General features: G+C 40.9%; 17 protein-coding genes. 12 read left to right on the top strand and 5 right to left on the bottom strand.

Going from position 1 to position 18,363, the window contains the following annotated elements; genetic code table 11:
• The first annotated feature begins 331 nt into the window (after positions 1-331).
• Positions 332-2,662, top strand: coding sequence for an endopeptidase La (gene lon, locus E0E32_RS15260; protein WP_130860098.1), 2,331 nt, complete (start codon positions 332-334; stop codon positions 2,660-2,662).
• On the top strand, positions 2,649-3,233 hold the full coding sequence (gene yihA, locus E0E32_RS15255; RefSeq protein ID WP_066194469.1) for a ribosome biogenesis GTP-binding protein YihA/YsxC: 585 nt from the start codon (positions 2,649-2,651) through the stop codon (positions 3,231-3,233). The genes lon and yihA overlap by 14 nt, the downstream gene beginning before the upstream one ends.
• Positions 3,234-3,383: 150 nt before the next feature.
• Here yihA and E0E32_RS15250 read toward each other — a convergent pair whose 3' ends face one another.
• On the bottom strand, positions 3,384-3,872 hold the full coding sequence (locus tag E0E32_RS15250; protein ID WP_350308630.1) for a LiaI-LiaF-like domain-containing protein: 489 nt from the start codon (positions 3,870-3,872) through the stop codon (positions 3,384-3,386).
• A gap of 309 nt (positions 3,873-4,181) precedes the next feature.
• Here E0E32_RS15250 and hemA point away from each other — a divergent pair, with 309 nt between their 5' ends.
• A complete protein-coding gene (hemA, locus tag E0E32_RS15245) occupies positions 4,182-5,549 on the top strand; it encodes a glutamyl-tRNA reductase (RefSeq protein ID WP_066194468.1) in 1,368 nt (455 codons plus the stop codon).
• Positions 5,550-5,554: 5 nt separating this feature from the next.
• On the opposite strand, the gene E0E32_RS22320 is transcribed toward hemA, so the two are convergent.
• Positions 5,555-5,785, bottom strand: coding sequence for a hypothetical protein (locus tag E0E32_RS22320; RefSeq protein ID WP_165445046.1), 231 nt, complete (start codon positions 5,783-5,785; stop codon positions 5,555-5,557).
• A 97-nt stretch (positions 5,786-5,882) separates the two neighbouring features.
• On the opposite strand from E0E32_RS22320, the gene hemC reads away from it, so the two are divergent.
• From hemC to hemL, 4 genes are read left to right on the top strand one after another with little or no spacing between them, the layout of a single operon-like run.
• The gene (hemC, locus tag E0E32_RS15240) at positions 5,883-6,815 is read left to right on the top strand and encodes a hydroxymethylbilane synthase (RefSeq protein ID WP_130860096.1); all 933 of its coding nucleotides are present in this window, start codon (positions 5,883-5,885) and stop codon (positions 6,813-6,815) included.
• A gap of 29 nt (positions 6,816-6,844) precedes the next feature.
• A complete protein-coding gene (locus tag E0E32_RS15235; RefSeq protein ID WP_165445045.1) occupies positions 6,845-7,576 on the top strand; it encodes a uroporphyrinogen-III synthase in 732 nt (243 codons plus the stop codon).
• Positions 7,576-8,568 carry a porphobilinogen synthase gene (gene hemB / locus E0E32_RS15230; protein ID WP_066194460.1) on the top strand — a complete coding sequence of 331 codons (993 nt, stop codon included), beginning with the start codon at positions 7,576-7,578 and terminating at the stop codon, positions 8,566-8,568. Before E0E32_RS15235 ends, hemB begins: the two co-directional genes overlap by 1 nt.
• Before the next feature lies 1 nt (position 8,569).
• On the top strand, positions 8,570-9,862 hold the full coding sequence (hemL, locus tag E0E32_RS15225; RefSeq protein ID WP_130860095.1) for a glutamate-1-semialdehyde 2,1-aminomutase: 1,293 nt from the start codon (positions 8,570-8,572) through the stop codon (positions 9,860-9,862).
• 203 nt (positions 9,863-10,065) lie between these two features.
• Here the strand turns inward: hemL and tnpC are convergent, their stop codons facing one another.
• A complete protein-coding gene (gene tnpC / locus E0E32_RS15220; RefSeq protein WP_286171945.1) occupies positions 10,066-11,628 on the bottom strand; it encodes an IS66 family transposase in 1,563 nt (520 codons plus the stop codon).
• A gap of 66 nt (positions 11,629-11,694) precedes the next feature.
• Positions 11,695-12,045: an IS66 family insertion sequence element accessory protein TnpB gene (gene tnpB / locus E0E32_RS15215; protein WP_205410304.1), complete on the bottom strand. Its 351-nt coding sequence runs from the start codon at positions 12,043-12,045 to the stop codon at positions 11,695-11,697.
• Between the two features lie 1,290 nt (positions 12,046-13,335).
• Here tnpB and E0E32_RS15210 point away from each other — a divergent pair.
• Both E0E32_RS15210 and E0E32_RS15205 read left to right on the top strand, forming a co-directional pair.
• Positions 13,336-14,640: a LysM peptidoglycan-binding domain-containing protein gene (locus tag E0E32_RS15210; RefSeq protein WP_165445044.1), complete on the top strand. Its 1,305-nt coding sequence runs from the start codon at positions 13,336-13,338 to the stop codon at positions 14,638-14,640.
• Between the two features lie 331 nt (positions 14,641-14,971).
• A complete protein-coding gene (locus tag E0E32_RS15205) occupies positions 14,972-15,967 on the top strand; it encodes a phosphotransferase (RefSeq protein WP_130860093.1) in 996 nt (331 codons plus the stop codon).
• Between the two features lie 2 nt (positions 15,968-15,969).
• Here the strand turns inward: E0E32_RS15205 and E0E32_RS15200 are convergent, their stop codons facing one another.
• On the bottom strand, positions 15,970-16,158 hold the full coding sequence (locus E0E32_RS15200; protein WP_066194449.1) for a YszA family small membrane protein: 189 nt from the start codon (positions 16,156-16,158) through the stop codon (positions 15,970-15,972).
• A 178-nt stretch (positions 16,159-16,336) separates the two neighbouring features.
• Here E0E32_RS15200 and E0E32_RS15195 point away from each other — a divergent pair, with 178 nt between their 5' ends.
• The 3 genes from E0E32_RS15195 (at position 16,337) to E0E32_RS22655 (ending at position 18,284) form a co-directional block, all read left to right on the top strand.
• Complete coding sequence (locus E0E32_RS15195; RefSeq protein ID WP_130860092.1) at positions 16,337-17,551, top strand: NAD(P)/FAD-dependent oxidoreductase; 1,215 nt, start codon at positions 16,337-16,339, stop codon at positions 17,549-17,551.
• Positions 17,552-17,851: 300 nt separating this feature from the next.
• Positions 17,852-18,025 carry an ABC transporter permease gene (locus E0E32_RS22660; protein ID WP_286171944.1) on the top strand — a complete coding sequence of 58 codons (174 nt, stop codon included), beginning with the start codon at positions 17,852-17,854 and terminating at the stop codon, positions 18,023-18,025.
• A gap of 64 nt (positions 18,026-18,089) precedes the next feature.
• Complete coding sequence (locus tag E0E32_RS22655) at positions 18,090-18,284, top strand: ABC transporter permease (RefSeq protein ID WP_286171943.1); 195 nt, start codon at positions 18,090-18,092, stop codon at positions 18,282-18,284.
• The last annotated feature ends 79 nt before the right edge of the window (positions 18,285-18,363 follow it).

Here is an 18,363-nt window from a genome sequence, read left to right as displayed (position 1 = left end):
TGAAATCCCTTGTTTTTCAACAAGGGATTTTGTATGCTTTTCTTTTTTTTAGGGAAGATTAAGGAAGCAGAGATGTGCGTGTTTAAAAATAGAGTTAATCACGCTGATTTTTGCGTTATCCACTGGACCTAGATAACCTTGACAGAGGTTATCTTATTATAGAAATTTATGTGTCATTTTTATTGGTCTTTTGAACAACCTCTTAAAGGGATTTACAAACCCGAAAAACTTCATTAAACTGATAACAGTGACTCCGTTCCTTTCTTTACTGCTATAAGTATGAAGAGGAATAACTTACTCAAAAATAAAGCCAGCATGACGGAGGTGTCGTATGACAACCAATTTAATACATATGCCATTAATACCATTAAGAGGACTTATTATTTTCCCTGGAATGGTGATTCATTTAGATGTGGGTCGAGAAAAATCAATTCAGTCTTTGGAAAAAGCCATGATGCTTGATCAACATATTTTCCTGGCAGCTCAAAAAGATAGTGCCTTGGATGATCCGTCACCAGAAGATATCCATCCACAAGGGGCAGTAGCAAAGGTTAATCAAATGTTGAAATTGCCCAATGGAACGGTGCGGGTCTTGATTGAAGGCATATATCGAGCGAAATTAAATCATTTTATCGAGCAAGAGAATCATTTTTTGGTGGAAATTGAAGCCTTAGAGGATATTCATAACAACGTATCAGAAGAAGTCGCTTTAATGCGAGCCTTATTGGAGCAATTTGAACACTACACCAAAATATCCAAAAAAGTGACGAAGGAGACATTAGCCAGTGTCAGTGACATGGAAGAGCCCAGTCAATTGGCCGATATTGTGGCTTCACATATCACTTTGAAAATGTCGGACAAGCAAAAGGTACTAGAGACATTAGATGTAAAGGCCAGACTGCAGCTACTGTTGGATATTATTTCAAATGAAAAAGAAGTGTTGGAATTAGAACGGAAGATTGGGCAGCGAGTAAAGAAGTCAATGGAGGATACACAGAAGGAATATTACTTACGAGAACAAATGAAGGCGATTCAGAAAGAGTTAGGTGACAAGGATGGCAAAACAGGTGAGATTGCCGATTTACGCAAGAAAATGGCAGAAAAGGAATTGCCGGAGCGTGTCGTCGAAGTAGTAGACAAGGAATTATCTAGATATGAACGTGTGCCGCAAAGTTCTGCAGAAAGCTCGGTTATCCGTAACTATATTGATTGGATTCTTGCCCTGCCTTGGATAGAACAAACGACGGATAATTTAGATCTTGCGCATGCTGAACAAATCTTAAATGAAGATCACTATGGTTTGGATAAGGTGAAAGAGCGCGTGCTTGAGTATTTGGCAGTAAAGCAGCTGACTAATTCTCTGAAAGGTCCTATCTTATGTTTGGTGGGCCCTCCCGGGGTGGGAAAAACCTCCTTGGCACGCTCTGTTGCGAAAGCTGTTGACCGTCATTTTGTCCGTGCTTCCCTTGGTGGTGTTCGTGATGAGGCAGAAATACGAGGGCATCGTCGTACGTATATTGGCGCTATGCCAGGCAGGATTATCCAAGGTATGAGAAAAGCGGAAACCATTAATCCCGTCTTTTTGTTAGATGAGATTGATAAAATGTCTAATGATTTTCGTGGTGACCCATCTTCTGCAATGCTCGAGGTACTAGATCCAGAGCAGAATCATAATTATAGTGATCATTATTTAGAAGAGACTTATGACTTATCAAAGGTAATGTTTATTGCGACGGCGAACAATCTGGCGACCATTCCACGACCTTTATTGGATCGAATGGAAGTCATCACGATTCCAGGCTATACAGAAATAGAAAAGCTTTTTATTGCCAAACAGCATTTATTACCAAAACAGCTAGAGGAAAACGGCTTAAAGAAGAGTCAGCTACAAATAAGAGATCAAGCATTATTAAAGTTGATTCGCTTATATACGAGGGAAGCGGGCGTACGTGGCTTAGAACGACAATTGTCATCACTTTGCCGTAAGTCTGCAAAAGTGATTGTCTCAGGTGCCAAAAAGCGTGTCGTTGTCAAAGAAAAACAACTAGAAGAGCTACTTGGTAAACCACTATTTCGTTATGGAATGATGGAGCTGAATGATCAGATAGGTGCAGCTACAGGCCTTGCTTATACAGCTGCTGGTGGCGATATTCTATCCATTGAAGTAAGCCTTGCGAAGGGTAAAGGAAAACTTACATTAACGGGGAAACTAGGGGATGTCATGAAAGAATCGGCTCAGGCAGCATTGAGTTATATTCGATCAAGGGCAGATACATTAAAAATTGATCCTGACTTTCTGGAAAAGAATGATATTCATATCCATGTTCCGGAAGGTGCAACACCGAAAGATGGCCCATCAGCAGGGATTACGATGGCGACAGCGCTTATTTCAGCACTGACTGGAAGACCGGTACGCAAAGAGGTTGGTATGACTGGTGAAATCACCTTAAGGGGAAGGGTGCTTCCAATCGGAGGACTAAAAGAAAAATCATTAAGTGCTCACCGCGCGGGCATTACAACGATTATTATCCCAGCCGATAATCAGAAAGATCTAGAAGATATTCCCGATAGTGTAAAGGAAGCAATTAGCTTCGTTCCAGTCGATCATTTGGATACCGTATTAAAGTATGCATTATTGGAGGAGAAACATGAAAGTCAATAAAGCAGAGATTGTGATTAGTGCAGTCTCAGAGAAACAGTACCCTCAAGATCAATGGCCGGAAATTGCCTTGGCAGGTCGATCGAACGTAGGGAAATCATCCTTTATTAATAAGATGATTCAACGCAAGAATTTGGCAAGAACTTCTGGTAAACCTGGCAAAACGCAGACGTTGAATTTTTATAACATTAATGATGCCTTTTATTTTGTCGATGTTCCTGGTTATGGATATGCCAAGGTGTCCAAGAAGGAACGGGCAAAGTGGGGTGAAATGATGGAAGAATATTTCGCTTTGCGACAAACACTTCGTCTAACCGTCTTGATTGTAGATATCCGCCATCAGCCTACAAAAGACGATGTCATGATGTATGAATTTCTGAAGTATTATCAACTGCCAGTGTTAGTGATAGCAACAAAATTAGATAAAATTCCAAAGAATAAAAAAGCCTCTCACCTTAAGCGTGTGATCAACACACTGGAGATGGAAGCAGAAGATACCGTCATTCCGTTTTCCGCAGAAACAAGCGAAGGAAAAGAGGATGTGTGGAACTATTTGAAGCAATATCTGCAATAAGCAGTTAAAATCATGATCGATAATCAGATCTTACTATATGTGCATTACAATGCTCCGGTTACACTGTATTGGAGCTGGTTTCCGGAGCACCTGCACATAAGACCATCCACCTCACCATTATAGCTAGTCATTTACCATTTACCGTGCTACTTATTTCTTTTTCAATAACAAATAAAATCCAATAGCAATTAATAGTACGGGCCAAAACCTTTCTAACCAGTTCATTCCTTGATAAACCCACGAAAACCAGCCTGGCTGTTGATTAACAAACATGACAAACAAGGAAAGAGCTAACAATAGAAGACCCGGAACTACTCCTTTTTTCGTTTTAAAGGCTCGAATCAAGAAAGCTAATGAGATGATAAGTGTGTACATTCCCCAATGATCAATCCAAAAAGGATAATGAGCCAGACCATGAAAATGAATCCCGAAGCCCAGTAACACGACACCAGGGAATATTTGTTTATATTCTTTGCTATTAAAGGCATAGATGAGAAAGGCAGCCCCTATTAGTATAAAAAGCGTTGGCCATGAGTAGAAATCGGTTAAAATCGGTAAGTGTAATTCTCGCAGTAAGAAAAATACACCAATACCAATTAATAAATAGGCCATCAAACCATTCTTTTTCAAACGAAACACTCCTAGATTAAAATGATTATTAATTTAAATTTATTTTCTTGAAAAAATATGTTGAATATGCTAAAGTACAAATGAATTGTTAATAATAAATGTACCGAACTTCATTTTACCATAACTCATACGGTAACTGTTCATAAAATCATCACGAAATCATTAGGAAAACATGTTATAATAAAAGTAGTTTTGCTAGTCACTGGTTGATGACGAGAAAAATAACTTCATTACAATAATAATCTACAAAGAATTATTTTTGAGTATTTTATAATGAAGATTACTGGCTAGGCTTTTGTTTTTTTGGGGGTAGATATAGTGCACATTATAGCAGCAGGAATAAATTATAAGACGGCACCTTTGGAAGTGCGAGAGTTGCTTGCTTTTCGTGAAGATACGCTTGTAGAAGCAATGACAGCGTTGAATAAACAGAAAAGCATCTTAGAGAATGTCATTCTTTCGACTTGTAATCGTACAGAAGTATATGCCGTTGTTGATCAGCTTCACACGGGCAGATACTTTATCAAGCAATTTCTTGCCGATTGGTTTGAAATTGACAAAGAGGACTTTATACCACATATCATTATTTATGAAAAGGAAGCGGCTGTTGAACACTTGTTTCGATTGACTTGCAGCTTGGAGTCCATGGTGATGGGAGAGACACAAATACTAGGTCAAGTACGAAAAACCTTTTTAGCTGCTCAACATCATCAACTGACGGGTACGATTTTTAATGAATTATTCAAACAAGCGATTACCATTGGTAAGAAGGCACACCGAAGTACAGCGATCGGGGAGAATGCCGTTTCTGTAAGTTATGCAGCGGTTGAATTAGCCAAAAAGCTGTTCCAAGATCTAAAAAATAAACATGTCATGATTATCGGGGCAGGAAAGATGGGAGAACTAGCTGCTAAGAATGTGTATGGTTCTGGCGCAAATCAAGTAACCGTCGTCAACCGTACCATTGAGAAGGCCCGGCAATTAGCGGAGCAATTTAATGGAGAAGCATGTACGGTTCAGGGGTTGGTTCATTCCTTAAAAGAAGCAGATATTGTGATTAGCTCCACGGGCTCCGATCAATATGTAGTGACAAAGGAAATGTACCAACAAGTGGCATCTGAACGTAGAGGACGTCCGATTTTCTTTGTGGATATTGCTGTACCAAGGGATTTAGATCCAGCTTTAGCAGATTTAGAAGATGTGTTTCTTTATGATATTGATGACTTACAGCATGTGGTAGATACCAATAAGCAAGTACGTCAAACGGCATCAATGGAAATTGAATTATGGATTGAAGAAGAAATCATTGCGTTTAACGAATGGCTGGGTACATTAGGGGTTGTCCCGGTTATTACTGCATTGCGAGAACAGGCCTTATCCATTCAACAAGAGACGATGAAGAGTATTGAACGGAAAATCCCAGAGCTAACGGAACGCGAACGAAAAGTATTGAATAAACATACCAAAAGTATTGTCAATCAACTATTGAAGCAGCCAATTCTACAGGCCAAAGAATTTGCTGGCAGGGAAGATGCGCAAGAAACTTTGGATCTGTTTATGAAAATCTTCAATATTGAGGATCAGGTAGTGGAACAAACGAAACAAGCCGAGCAAGATAAGGTAGTTACCTTGGCGAAAACAAAAGAAAAAGTATTTCAGAAGCTGCAGAATGTATCAACCCATTAAGGGAATCAGGCAGCCTGCTCATAACAATAAGCACAGCTGGATGTAATCAGCTGTGCCGCTGAGTCAGAGAGTAGTGTCTTCTGATTATTCAAAGTGGTTTGGATGATTCCTAACCATTTTTTTATAAAAAGAGAATAAAAACCGAGTTGATGTATCGGGTTTTGGGTAGTAATAAAGGACCGAGCAGAGTTTGCGCGTTTTTTCTTAACCCGTTGCAAACGTGCATATGCTTTCATTTTCGGATCGATGGGGTTTTATGACAACTATTAGCGGGAAAGAAAAAGCATACAGATGCTATACGAATTAATTATGTGAGAAAAAGGATGGATGACATTGCGTAAGGTTGTAGTTGGATCAAGGCGAAGTAACTTAGCACTCACACAATCGGAGTGGGTGATTGATCAATTAAAGGAACGAGCTGGTGACCACTTTGAGTTTGAGATCAAGAAGATTGTCACAAAAGGAGATCAAATTCTCAATGTAACCTTGTCTAAGGTGGGTGGAAAAGGATTATTTGTAAAAGAAATCGAAAAGGCCATGTATGACAAGGAAATCGATTTTGCTGTACATAGTATGAAAGATATGCCAGCTGTCATGCCGGAAGGTTTGATCATTGGATCGATCCCTGTACGTGAAGATCATCGGGATGCCTTTATCTCAAATAATCATGTGGCGCTAAAGGATCTTCCGGCTGGTGCGATTGTGGGAACTAGCAGCTTAAGAAGAGGTTCGCAGATATTAGCAGAACGTCCCGACTTAGAAATTCAATGGATCAGAGGAAATGTGGAAACGAGATTGAGAAAGCTAAAAGAAGAGAATTTTGATGCGATCATTTTAGCGGCGGCCGGCTTAAATCGAATGAATTGGGATAAAGAAATCGTAACGGAATATTTGGAACCAGATGTTTGCGTACCAGCAGTAGGTCAAGGTGCGTTGGCGATTGAATGTAGGGAAGATGATGCCGAACTATTGGATTTATTAAAACAGATCAATGATGCCTATACCGAAAAAACAGTAACGGCGGAGCGTACCTTTCTTCATCTATTGAATGGAGGCTGCCAAGTACCGATTGGTGGCTATGCTTACCTTGAGGGAACAGACATTATACTTACTGCTTTAGTAGCGAGCAGTGATGGTAAGACCGTGTTGAAAGAAGTAGTGAGGGGTACAGATCCTGAGCAAGTTGGTAAACAGGCGGCTGACAAATTAAAGGATCAAGGGGCCCAGCAATTGGTCGATGAAGCGATCGAGGCAAACCAAGAATGAACTCGCCTTTAGCAGGGAAGCGTGTCTTGGTGACAAGAGAAGAATCTCAGGCAGCTCCCCTGATTACATTATTACAAAGGAATGGGGCGGACTGCGTATCTGTCCCATTGCTGCAATTTGAACCCCTTTTTCAGCAATTGGAACAACGATGTGAAGAACAGTTGCCGCCATTTGACTGGCTTTTTTTTACGAGTGCAAATACCGTCCGTTTTTTCCATGAATGGGTTCAAAGCGAGACGTATTCCGTTACCAACAAGATTGGCTCTGTAGGTAAGAAAACAACAAACGAGCTGTTGCGTTTAGGATATGACATAGATTTTGAACCATCTGTATACAGTGGTGAGACAATGGCTAAGGAATTTCTGCAGCGATATCAGCAGCAGTCCGTCGCCTTAGTTTGTGGAGAAAGTGCTCGAGAAGATATTCCCAAAATACTGACTGCAGCAGATATTTATTTTAAAAAAATCGTCATTTATCGTACAATAAAAAAGAAAGTATCCAAGCAACGGCTGATTCAGAGTGTTTCTGGTGTAGATGCTGTTTTTTTTACTAGTCCATCGACCGTTGAAGCGTTTAAACAGTCTCTCCCTGATTGGATGTTCAGGAAACTGGCAACACAGCTGACGGCAGTAGCGATTGGGCATACAACCGCCAATGTATTAGAAGAACAGCAATTTTCCAAGATTATATATCCAGAAACATACACTATAGAAGACATGGTTTATGTCTATATACAATATTTAAGAAAAGGTGATCGTTAATGGCAACAAACAATTTTGATCGTCATCGTCGTCTGCGCCATTCACAAGTGATGAGAAGGCTAGTACGAGAGACAGAACTAAGCACAGCTGACTTGGTTTATCCCCTGTTCGTTGTGGAAGGTGACAATATCAGAGATGAAGTCCGATCGATGCCAGGAGTGTACCAAGTATCATTGGATCATTTAGATGGAGAAATCGATGAGCTGTTGGATTTAGGTGTTCCTTCTGTCCTGTTATTTGGTATTCCTGCTAACAAAGATGAAGTTGGTTCAGGTGCATATGATCCGAATGGAATTGTTCAGCAAGCCATTCGCCGCATTAAGCAAAAAACAGATCAGTTATTGATTATTGCTGATACATGTCTTTGTGAGTATACCTCTCATGGGCACTGTGGGGTGATCAGCGCTGGGGATGTGGATAATGACCAATCACTGCCGCTTCATGTAAAAACAGCGATTACCCAGGCAGAGGCGGGAGCTGATATTATTGCTCCCTCTAATATGATGGATGGTTTTGTGACAGAGATTAGAAAAGGTTTGGATAAGGAAGGTTATACACATATTCCGATCATGTCCTATGCAGTGAAGTATGCCTCTGCGTTTTATGGTCCTTTCCGCGAGGCAGCGGAAAGCACGCCGCAGTTTGGTGACCGAAAAACGTATCAAATGGACCCAGCAAATCGGTTAGAGGCTATGCGTGAAGCGCAGTCCGATATAGAAGAAGGGGCTGATTTTCTTATCGTAAAACCTGCCTTAGCCTATATGGATATTATTCGGGAAGTGAAAGATCGACATCCAGTTCCTGTTGTAGCTTATAATGTGAGTGGAGAGTATTCCATGGTAAAAGCAGCGAGTCAAAATGGTTGGGTGGATGAACAAGCCATTGTATTGGAGAAATTAACGGCGATGAAACGAGCAGGTGCAGATATTTTGATTACCTATTTTGCCAAAGATGTTGCCAAATGGCTCCGAAATAGAGAAGGAGGCAAATAACATGTTAGAAAACCAGAAGTCAGTAGATGCTTATAAAGAATCTATAGATTTAATGCCAGGAGGGGTGAATTCACCTGTGCGTGCTTTTAAATCGGTAGGAATGAATCCGATTTATATGGATCATGGAGAAGGTTCTAAAATTTATGATATTGATGGAAATGCCTATATCGATTATGTCTTAAGCTGGGGACCACTAATTCTAGGTCATGCCCATCCACAGGTTGTCACGAAACTACAAGAAGCCGTGGCAAAAGGTACAAGCTTTGGAACATCAACGCTTTTGGAAAATGAATTAGCACAGTTGGTCATTGATCGGGTGCCATCGATCGAAATGGTACGTATGGTTAATTCAGGTACCGAGGCGACAATGAGTGCCTTGCGTCTAGCCAGGGGTTATACGGGCCGGAATAAGATTCTGAAGTTTGAAGGAAACTATCATGGGCATGGTGATTCCTTGTTAATCAAGGCTGGTTCAGGTGTGGCCACCTTAGGTTTGCCTGATAGCCCTGGTGTACCGAAGAGTGTAGCTGAACATACGATAACAGTGCCATATAATGATTTTGAGAGCGTTCGTTATGCCTTTGAACAATTTGGTGATGATATAGCGGCTGTCATCGTTGAGCCTGTCTCAGGGAATATGGGGGTGGTGCCGCCAGATGCAGAGTTCTTAGCGTCTATAAGGGATATTACCAAGCAGTATCAATCTTTGCTTATTTTTGATGAGGTGATGACAGGATTCCGTGTTGGTTTCCACTGCGCCCAAGGTCATTTCGAAATCACTCCGGATTTGACCTGTCTAGGAAAGGTAATTGGTGGCGGACTGCCCGTTGGCGCTTATGGGGGGAAGAGAGAGATTATGGAACATGTGGCCCCGGTAGGCGATATTTATCAGGCAGGTACGCTGTCTGGGAATCCTTTAGCTATGACGGCTGGCCTAGAGACACTGAAGGCGTTGGATCGTTCTTCTTATCAATGGATAAACCAACAAGTAGATCGTTTGATAGAAGGATACCGTTTAGCCGCTGATGAATATCAGATCCCACTACAAATCAATCGAGCTGGTTCCATGGTAGGAATCTTTTTTGCAGAAGAACCTGTTATCAATTTTGAAACGGCGAAAAAATCAGATACCGAGGCATTTGCCAGTTACTATCGTACGATGATGGAAGAAGGTATTTTCTTACCGCCATCACAATTCGAGGGATTGTTCTTATCCACTTCCCATACCGAAGAAGATATAGAAAAAACCATTGCAGCAGTAGAAAAGGCGTTCGCCAAATTAGCAAAAAAATAAGCGTCATCTTCCACACCACCTTGCAGATTAGATTGCTTGGTGGTGTTTTTTCATAATAAGCAAAGAAAATAGACAATCTCGACCATAATGGGTGTTTGACCAGATAAAATGTAAGCGATCAATACTCAAGTGTATAGAAAAATCCCCAACCCTGCGATAAACTGTTCTAGAAAGAGGAACAGAAGGGTTGGGGAGATTTATCCTTATTTCTTGTTTCGTGGCTTTGGCAGCGTTCTTTCCTGGCAACGTTCTTTGACGTGGGAACGCCATGGCAAATAAGCCTTCAAATCTTCCTCATTGGTTAAGGTGGGAAGGTTAGGAAGTTCTTCGAGTAAATAAGTGATATATTTTTCGGGAACGAGGTTATTTTGTTTCGCTGTTTCGATGATACTCATGATAATCGCAGCGGCTGTCGCTCCTTCATAGGTGGCGCTGAATAACCAGTTTTTTCTTCCCATCACGAAGGGTTTGATGGCCCGTTCGGCTCGGTTGTTATCAAGCGCTAGTTTCGCATCTTTCAAGACCGTGCGAAACGTGGACTCGTATGTCAAAGCATACTGTATCGCTTCGCCTAACTTGCTGCCGGATAAAGGATCTTGTTCCCGTAACCAATCAAAAAAGGCATCCATTTTGGGTTTCAAGATGGTTTGGCGTTTCTCCAGCCTTTCCTCATCGGATAGTTTGGACCACGCGCGCTCATACGTGAAGAATTGGTCACACCTCTCGGCTGCTTGTCGACTCAACGCATCAGCGGGACAACCCTTTGGCATCGCGTCTATGAATTTGCGACGAACATGCGCCCAACACCCGACCAACTCTACGTTAGAAAGGGCTTGATAAGCTTTCCACATATCACAATGGATGTACCCTTTATACGTATCAAGGAAGCTTTGGGCGACATGGGCTCCCCGACTTGGATCGTGATGATAGAGCGTGATCGGCTTTTCACTATATTTGGCGCTTAAAAAGGTCCAAAAATGCGTATTCACGGTATCACTTTCCAATACCCGATACGTTGTTTCATCGGCATGTAACATCGGCTGTTGAAGTAGCGTGTCTTTCAACAGTTGATAAAAAGGGGCTAAATAATAATCCGACACTCGTATATGCCAATTGGCAATTTGTTGGCGCGTAATAGGTAAACCAATGCGGTGCCAACCTTTTTCTTGACGATAGGCAGGTACTTTTAACTCAAATTTCTGATGAATGGACTGGGCAATAATCGAAGCAGAACCCAAGCTATTATCGATAGGCGCTTTGGGAACTGGTGCTTTGATAATCTTATCTTCTGGTCCCTGCTTGGAACAGGTTGCGCACTTATAAGCATGTTGGTAGTGCACCTTTCGTTGAAGCTTGGCAGGAAGGTAAATGACTTCTTCTCGCACGGCATAGCTCCCGATAGCGTCCAGCGTTCCCTTGCACGTGGGACAGGTACAGGCTTCCCCCTCCAGTTGATGGTGAACAGGATGCTCCGGAAACTGGTCTAAGATGGCTTTTTTTCTGCCTTTCGTTTTCTTTCGTTTCACGGTAACTTCCTCGATTTCCCCTTCCACGATAGGAGGGGCTTCTGCTGCATCAAAGAAGGTGAGTTGATGATCAGGAGGTAGTGTTTCTTTGGATTTACCGAAGATTTTTTGGGTGAGGTAAGCGACTTGTTCCCGCAACAATGTCAGCTCATTCGCTTGTTGAGCGAGCTGAGCTGTTAATTGTTCAATTTGTTTCACTTGTGCTTCGTTGATTTTTAGTAATGTCTCCTCGGGACTCATACGCGTTTCTCCCTTTTATTTTCTAACTATATTATACCATAAAAGGGATATAAAAGCACTCTTTATTTAATAAAAGGCGCGAGAAGAAGCGATTTGTATCGGTGGATCAATCGAAAAACCACGGAGTAGCCAATCCACTTGTTGACTGGTCAGTTCCCGGGCTTCTTTGGTCGTTCGAGGCCATTTTAATTGCCCATTTTCAAACCGTTTATATAACAGCCAGAAACCTTCTCCATCCCAATGCAGCATCTTGAAGCGATCCTGCTTGTTTCCACAAAAGAAAAACAACGCTTCTTGAAAAGGATCTAAATGGAATTGGGATTGCACCGTATAAGCCAACGAATCAATCCCATACCGCATGTCTGTTTTTCCACATACAATATAAAACCCTTTCGCTTGCTTTAAATTAACAATCAAATAGAAAAACCTCCTGTATCTTTGTCTTACCATAAGTGTACAGGAGGTGATGCTGCATTTATAGATACTTGGTTATTGATCGCTTACGATAAAATAATCCTATTCCGTGATAAATTCCCACCCAAAAACAGTGAACAATTGGAAATATTCACTTTTATACTATTCTTTCTGATTAAAGTTTATCTGATAGGTGACCGCGTCTTTATCGCATATTTCGAATAGATATTTCTTGCCTCTTGTATCTGTCAACCTCCATCCAACGTTATGTTGATAAGGTGGAAAGCGCTTTTGAATGATTTTCTTTTCAGGGATTTGTACATCCCTCCTATTTTCGTGTATTCTTGTATAATCTCTCATATGCCGGATTATAGATCATAGAGGATACGGAATCTTTTTTTCAAAGGTAAGAAAGTATAGAATTCTGAGTATGATAGGATGTGGACCGATTTTGATCTTGAACGAATGGTGGTGCCGATAAGATAGATTATGTTAAGTAGTCCACTTTCCTTAGTGGTGAGTTTGATCGTTTTATCTGTGCAAAGCAAGCGCTCCGGGAATAGGTTCCGCTAGATTGGCGTACAACAATGGTTGTTACTGCAAGGAGAAAGCGTTCTAGGTACCTAGACACTGTTGTAGCAAACGGAAAAAATCGTCAAATGATTCTTTGGCTGCGTAATGGATCATGGTACAAATATAAAAGTCATAATGTATGATCGAATCGTTCTCAGAAAAAGGTTATGCGGTTTACTTATTGGCAGAAATATAGTGTCAGGAACACTTCATCCTAGCAGTCATTCGATTGTAGTGCTACTACCCAGCGGAGGAAATAGGTGGAGACTCCTGCGAGAAAAGCGCAGTGTGAAGACCCCGCAGGAAGCGGTTTTTGCTGACGAGGAGGCTGAGCCAAGCTCGCGGAAAGCGGAACCTATTTCCGGAGCGTTTCCTAGCACATAAAAAATGTTCAACATGATCACTTGGAATAGCCTTTTACTTAACATAATCTATCTTATCGGCAGTTCAGTGGCTACTTTTAGTTATTCGTAAAGGACCGGGCAAAATTCGCCCGGTTTTTCTTATTATGATCGTTCGCCTTACCCTACCTATCCTAGGAGCTCACTATTTACAAAAGCAAGTTTACATAATCGATTTTATTTGGAGATCCGTTTTATTTTGTGTTAGCCATAAAAGGATGGTCGTTTTTGATTCTGTTAACGAAATACAGTCATATTACCGATTAAGATTCATATCATATAAAGAGAAACGCATGTATATCGGAGAGGGGGAATGATGTTGCAAGATACCGTTATGTTTCATTTTCAGGAAAGACTGGCCTTCCGAGAAGATCAGCAAATCCAAGAGATGTTGGGGATTGGACTGGAACCTGTCATTACTTTTGATGAACAGGAGCACAGCTTGTCCATTAGAGGAGTGATGGAACTAAAGGGAGAATATATGAGATCAAGTGCCCCAATAGAGCAGAATGAAGAGGATATTCGCGGAACTTATGTAGAACAAGTGGATGTATTGTCTGAAACCGTCAATGAATTTTTTCACAAGCTGTTAATTGATATTTCCATTCCAGCTGATCGAGTAGAATCCATGGATTCAGTAGCGATAGATGTAGAACACTTTGATTATAAATTAAACTCTGCAGCTGAAATGGAAATTGAGGTGAACTTGGCTATCTCTGGCATTCGACAGCAAGTAGAAGAGGTGGAAGAGGAAGTAGAAGATACTTACAGTCTGCCTGCTTTTCGGGAAGAAGAGGAGATGGACGAGGGTGAGGAAAGCTTTCACTTGGAAATCACAGAGGAAGAACTAGAACAGTTTGCAGTGAATCGTTCTGCGGATGTTGCAGACGTAACCCCGTCAATTATGGATGAAACGTCTGCCAAAGAAGCAATACCCGAAAAGATGGAGGAAGTGCTAGAGCAAGAAGAGGAAATACATGAAGATAGTATTCAGGAAAGAGAAGCATTGCAGGAGGAAATACAGGAAATAAAGAAAGATAGCTCTCAGGAAGAAGCATTATTGCAGAAGGAAGAACGAATCATAAAAGAAGAGCAGGTATTGCAAGAGGAAAACAATAGTGACGAGGAGGTAGCAGAGCCGATTTCACACAAAAATACCACAACAGAAGAAAAACAAATGGAACGATCTGTTACACAAGAAGAGACAGAGGGGCAAGAAGAAAAGGAACCGACGTTAAGTGTTCAACAAGAAGAAACAGATAGGAAAGCAGAAGCCATTGAAGAAGAGAAAACGACGGCGGAAGACACTGCCGATGCGGAGATAGAAGACTTCGAGGAAGAAGGTGCCGAAGTGGTGGATGTTCCTTCGGAGGAGACGCAACAAGTCCATATTCGTTCAGCAGAACAGGATATCGATGAAACTTCTTATTTGTCACAGCTTTTTCAAGAAGAAGAGGATAACAATTATTCGCGATTGAAGCTTTATATCGTACAGCCGGAGGATCAAATCCATCATATTGCTGAACGATATCAGGTAAGTACGCATCAACTCGTCCGCACGAATCGGTTGGAAGAGGAGGATGTTTCAACGGGACAGATTATTTATATCCCACTATCTTCTTAATATGCAGGAAGCAATAGAATCCCTTGTCCTACCAGCAAGGGATTTTTTGTACTAAGCAAAGAATTTTATCTGGTTATCTCATCATACTGTGTAAATGGATCAAACGAGGTATTAGCAGGAAAGCATGTGAGCAAAGACTTGTTTGTCACACGTTTTTGTTACATGTATGCGTTCCACTTATATAGTAATAAAGGACCAGTTGAGTTTTGCTCGGTTTTTTTCTGATAAAATGGGAATATAGATAATCCTTGGTATTATACGATTTGGAACTCCAGAAAACCTATATTGTCTTTAGGTGGAGGAAGGATAACAATCTCGAGGAGGTTTTCTAATGAATTGGAACGAGATTCTGGATTCATTTCAACTGCAACCAGAAGAAATCGAACAGGTTACGGAAAAGGTGTATAAGATCAAGGCCAATCAACAATACTATGCCCTGAAACGCACTCCTTACCAGGAAGATGTATTTGGTAAATGGTTAGCCATACAGCAGTATCTGGATCAACAACAAATCTTTGCGTTTGCGCCGATTTTTCAGAGTAAACAAAAACAGCCATTTATCTATGATCAGCAAGCTATCTACTATTTAATGCCTTGGTTGGAGCGCAGCACACAAGAGCAGCCCATTGATGAATATGAAACAGTCATGCATACGATTGGACGATTGCATGGGACAACGATGCAAAGTCATCCAACACAGTCACTGAAAGATAATAAAGATACGATAACGGCACAATTCCAACAAGAATTATTGCAATATCGGGAACAAAGCTTAGGTTATCTGCGTCAAATAGAGGCAAAACGTTTTATGGCACCGGCAGAATTACAGTTCTGTATGTATTATCGCGATCTATTACAGATATATGATACGTTGGAAGAATGGCAGAATTATTATGTAACAGAACTAGAAAAAACAGAACAAATGAAGTATTGTTTATGTCATGGTAATCTGCAGCCATCTCATTATGTGGTAGCTAACCCCTATACGTATCTATTGAATTGGGAATACGCCTACATGTCCTCACCTACTTACGATTTAACGGTCTACTATCAATATCTATTTCAGTTTCATGATTGCGATATGAACAAACTGAAGCAGGCCTTCCTAGTCTATTGTCAATATGTGCCGTTAACCAACTTTGAGAAATCGTTGTTTGTTTTACAAATACTATCACCAGCACGTTTGTTACATATGGCTACGGAGCAAAACAACAATCGATTGGATAGTTTGTCATATTCCATGGAACTGGAACGTATTTATCGCACCTTGCTGTTTGGATTCGAGATGCAGGCAAGTGTTTATCAGCAACTGCAAGTCATGGAATAGAGTTAAATCCATTCTAATTGAAAGGCAATCAGAATACCAATTAGGATACCAAGAAGCAATACATCAAACGTCGTTGGCAGCAGTAACGTGCGGATCGCCTGAAAGATTACAAGCGGAAGCATACATCTTTCACAAATTAAAATCCATTCTCTTGCCCATGGAGGCAGGCGATATCGATAATACCGACTCATTCTAAACACCTCTTTTCTTTTTTCAATAACTATGTAGCGATATGATTATATTTTATTCGAAAGGGTATAACATATTAGACGGCTTTTTACATCTTTGTTATACTGTATGCAGTTACATATGGTTATGTGAAAGCAAAAATTTAGTAGTGATCATAATGAAAAGAAAGGAATGAAAGGTATGTCAGAGAATAAACCCAAAATAGTTGTACTTGGTGCTGGATATGCTGGGATGATGACCACTAAACGATTAATGCAGCAATTTGCACCAGAAGAAGCAGAGATTACCCTGATTAACAAACACAATTATCACTACCAAACTACTTGGTTACATGAGGTGGCGGCAGGGACGATTGATGTTAACCGTTCGCGTATAATGATCTCTGATGTGATCAACCCTAAACGTGTTCACTTGATCTATGACACCGTGAAAAAAATTAACAAAGCGGATAAAACAGTACAATTGGAAAATGGTAAAGTGGATTATGATTATTTAGTAGTCGGGTTAGGTTTTGAAAAAGCTACATTCGGTATTAAAGGGATGGAGGAACATGCCTTCTCGATTCAAAGTGTGGATAAAAGCCGGTTGATTCGCGATCATATCGAATATCAATTTGCCCGTTATCGCAATGAGGCTAATCCTGATTCAAGTATGCTGACGATTATTGTTGGTGGTGCTGGATTCACAGGTATTGAGTTCCTCGGTGAGCTAGCGGAACGGATTCCGGTCTTGTGCAAGAAATATGACATTCCGCGCCGGGATGTACGAATTATTGATATCGAGGCAATGGAAACCATTCTACCCGGTTTTGACGAAGAATTATTAAATTATGCAAAGGATTCCTTAGAGGCTCGTGGTATTGAGTTCAAACTAGGTACGATGATTAAAGAAGTAAAAGCAGATTCGGTTATTGTTGGCGAGGATAACGAAGAAATAAAAGCAGGTACCATTGTTTGGACTGGTGGTGTACAAGCTAATCGAATCATTGGTGAGTCAGGCTTTGAATTGACCAAAGGAAAAGTGAATGTTGACGCCACGCTGCGTGCGCCTGGTGATGAAGAAGTTTACATGCTCGGTGATTGTGCGTGGGTAATGAATAATGAAACAGGCAAACCATATCCTCCAACTGCACAAATTGCTATCCAGGAGGCAGATGTGTGTGCTCACAACATTAAGACTTCTATCTTTGGTGGTACCTTACAAGAATTTTCCTTTGATGACAAGGGAACAGTGGCTTCATTAGGTGGAAGTGATGCGATGGGGACGGTTTTTGATGGTAATAAACTATATGGCTTATCTGCCAGTGTCATGAAAAATGTCATTGATGATCGTTACCTGTTCTTGCTTGGCGGACCAATGCTCGTCTTGAGAAAAGGGAAATTCCGTCCATTTTAAAGATTCGCTTTTTTAGAGGTAAATATCAAGTTCTTCTTACAAGGAGGAAAGCAAGATGAAAAACACATTGTTCTATACATTATTGACAGCATTAGCAACCGTTGGATATGTGCTAATTTCAAGAAAAATGGAAGATAAGCGAGATTTTCGCTAAGTATAGAAAAGAGCAGCTGCCTCGTAAGGTGACTGCTCTTTTTTAGAAGATCAGCATTATAGGATATGGACCGATTTTGACCTTGAATGAACCGAGATGCAGATAAGGTTGGATTATGTAGAGTAGCGCCCTTTCCTCCCTTTGCCTTGTTCTATTTTAATTTCATTGTCGTGCAATTCTCTCCATGGTGTGACCCTCGTTACTTTATCTCCATAGTCGTCTTGCTGGTAGGAAATTCAATGACAGGGATTACCTTAGGGGTAGCAGCTTTGACGGGTTATCAGGCCAACAGAAAGGAATTAGAGGCAGCTCTAATGTGAGGGGCGACCTCAAGGGATTATAAATTATGTCTTTGATTCGATTATTTTACTAACGATTCACCGTATGATCGGAATGGGAATCGTATTTTTGCCGGGTAGGATGACTGGAGTGATTTTATCAGGTGCCGGGCCTTTAGACGCGATCAAATATCAAATTGTCATCATGCTGGGTGTGGTGGGCAATGTTTCTCTATCGGTTATTCTGTTTTTATATTTTGGCTATAAAACCTTCTTTAATCGATATGCCCAGCTTAAGTGATAGAACTTTCTAACAATAAACTTGACGAATGAACACCCTTTTAGCTACAATAACATATAACGTAATGAGAAATAAACAA

The sequence above is a fragment of the Gracilibacillus phocaeensis genome, from assembly GCF_900626275.1.
Classification (GTDB): domain Bacteria; phylum Bacillota; class Bacilli; order Bacillales; family Amphibacillaceae; genus Gracilibacillus; species Gracilibacillus timonensis.
This window is presented reverse-complemented; position numbering and strand designations above follow the sequence as displayed.

Coding starts and splice junctions, on each gene's coding strand:
- yihA (WP_066194469.1), top strand. CDS start 2,649: ATGAAAGTCAATAAAGCAGAGATTGTGATTAGTGCAGTCTCAGAGAAA.
- E0E32_RS22320 (WP_165445046.1), bottom strand. CDS start 5,785: ATGAAAGCATATGCACGTTTGCAACGGGTTAAGAAAAAACGCGCAAAC.
- E0E32_RS15195 (WP_130860092.1), top strand. CDS start 16,337: ATGTCAGAGAATAAACCCAAAATAGTTGTACTTGGTGCTGGATATGCT.
- E0E32_RS22655 (WP_286171943.1), top strand. CDS start 18,090: ATGATCGGAATGGGAATCGTATTTTTGCCGGGTAGGATGACTGGAGTG.
- E0E32_RS15200 (WP_066194449.1), bottom strand. CDS start 16,158: ATGAGTCGGTATTATCGATATCGCCTGCCTCCATGGGCAAGAGAATGG.
- hemL (WP_130860095.1), top strand. CDS start 8,570: ATGTTAGAAAACCAGAAGTCAGTAGATGCTTATAAAGAATCTATAGAT.
- hemB (WP_066194460.1), top strand. CDS start 7,576: ATGGCAACAAACAATTTTGATCGTCATCGTCGTCTGCGCCATTCACAA.
- E0E32_RS15205 (WP_130860093.1), top strand. CDS start 14,972: ATGAATTGGAACGAGATTCTGGATTCATTTCAACTGCAACCAGAAGAA.
- lon (WP_130860098.1), top strand. CDS start 332: ATGACAACCAATTTAATACATATGCCATTAATACCATTAAGAGGACTT.
- tnpC (WP_286171945.1), bottom strand. CDS start 11,628: ATGAGTCCCGAGGAGACATTACTAAAAATCAACGAAGCACAAGTGAAA.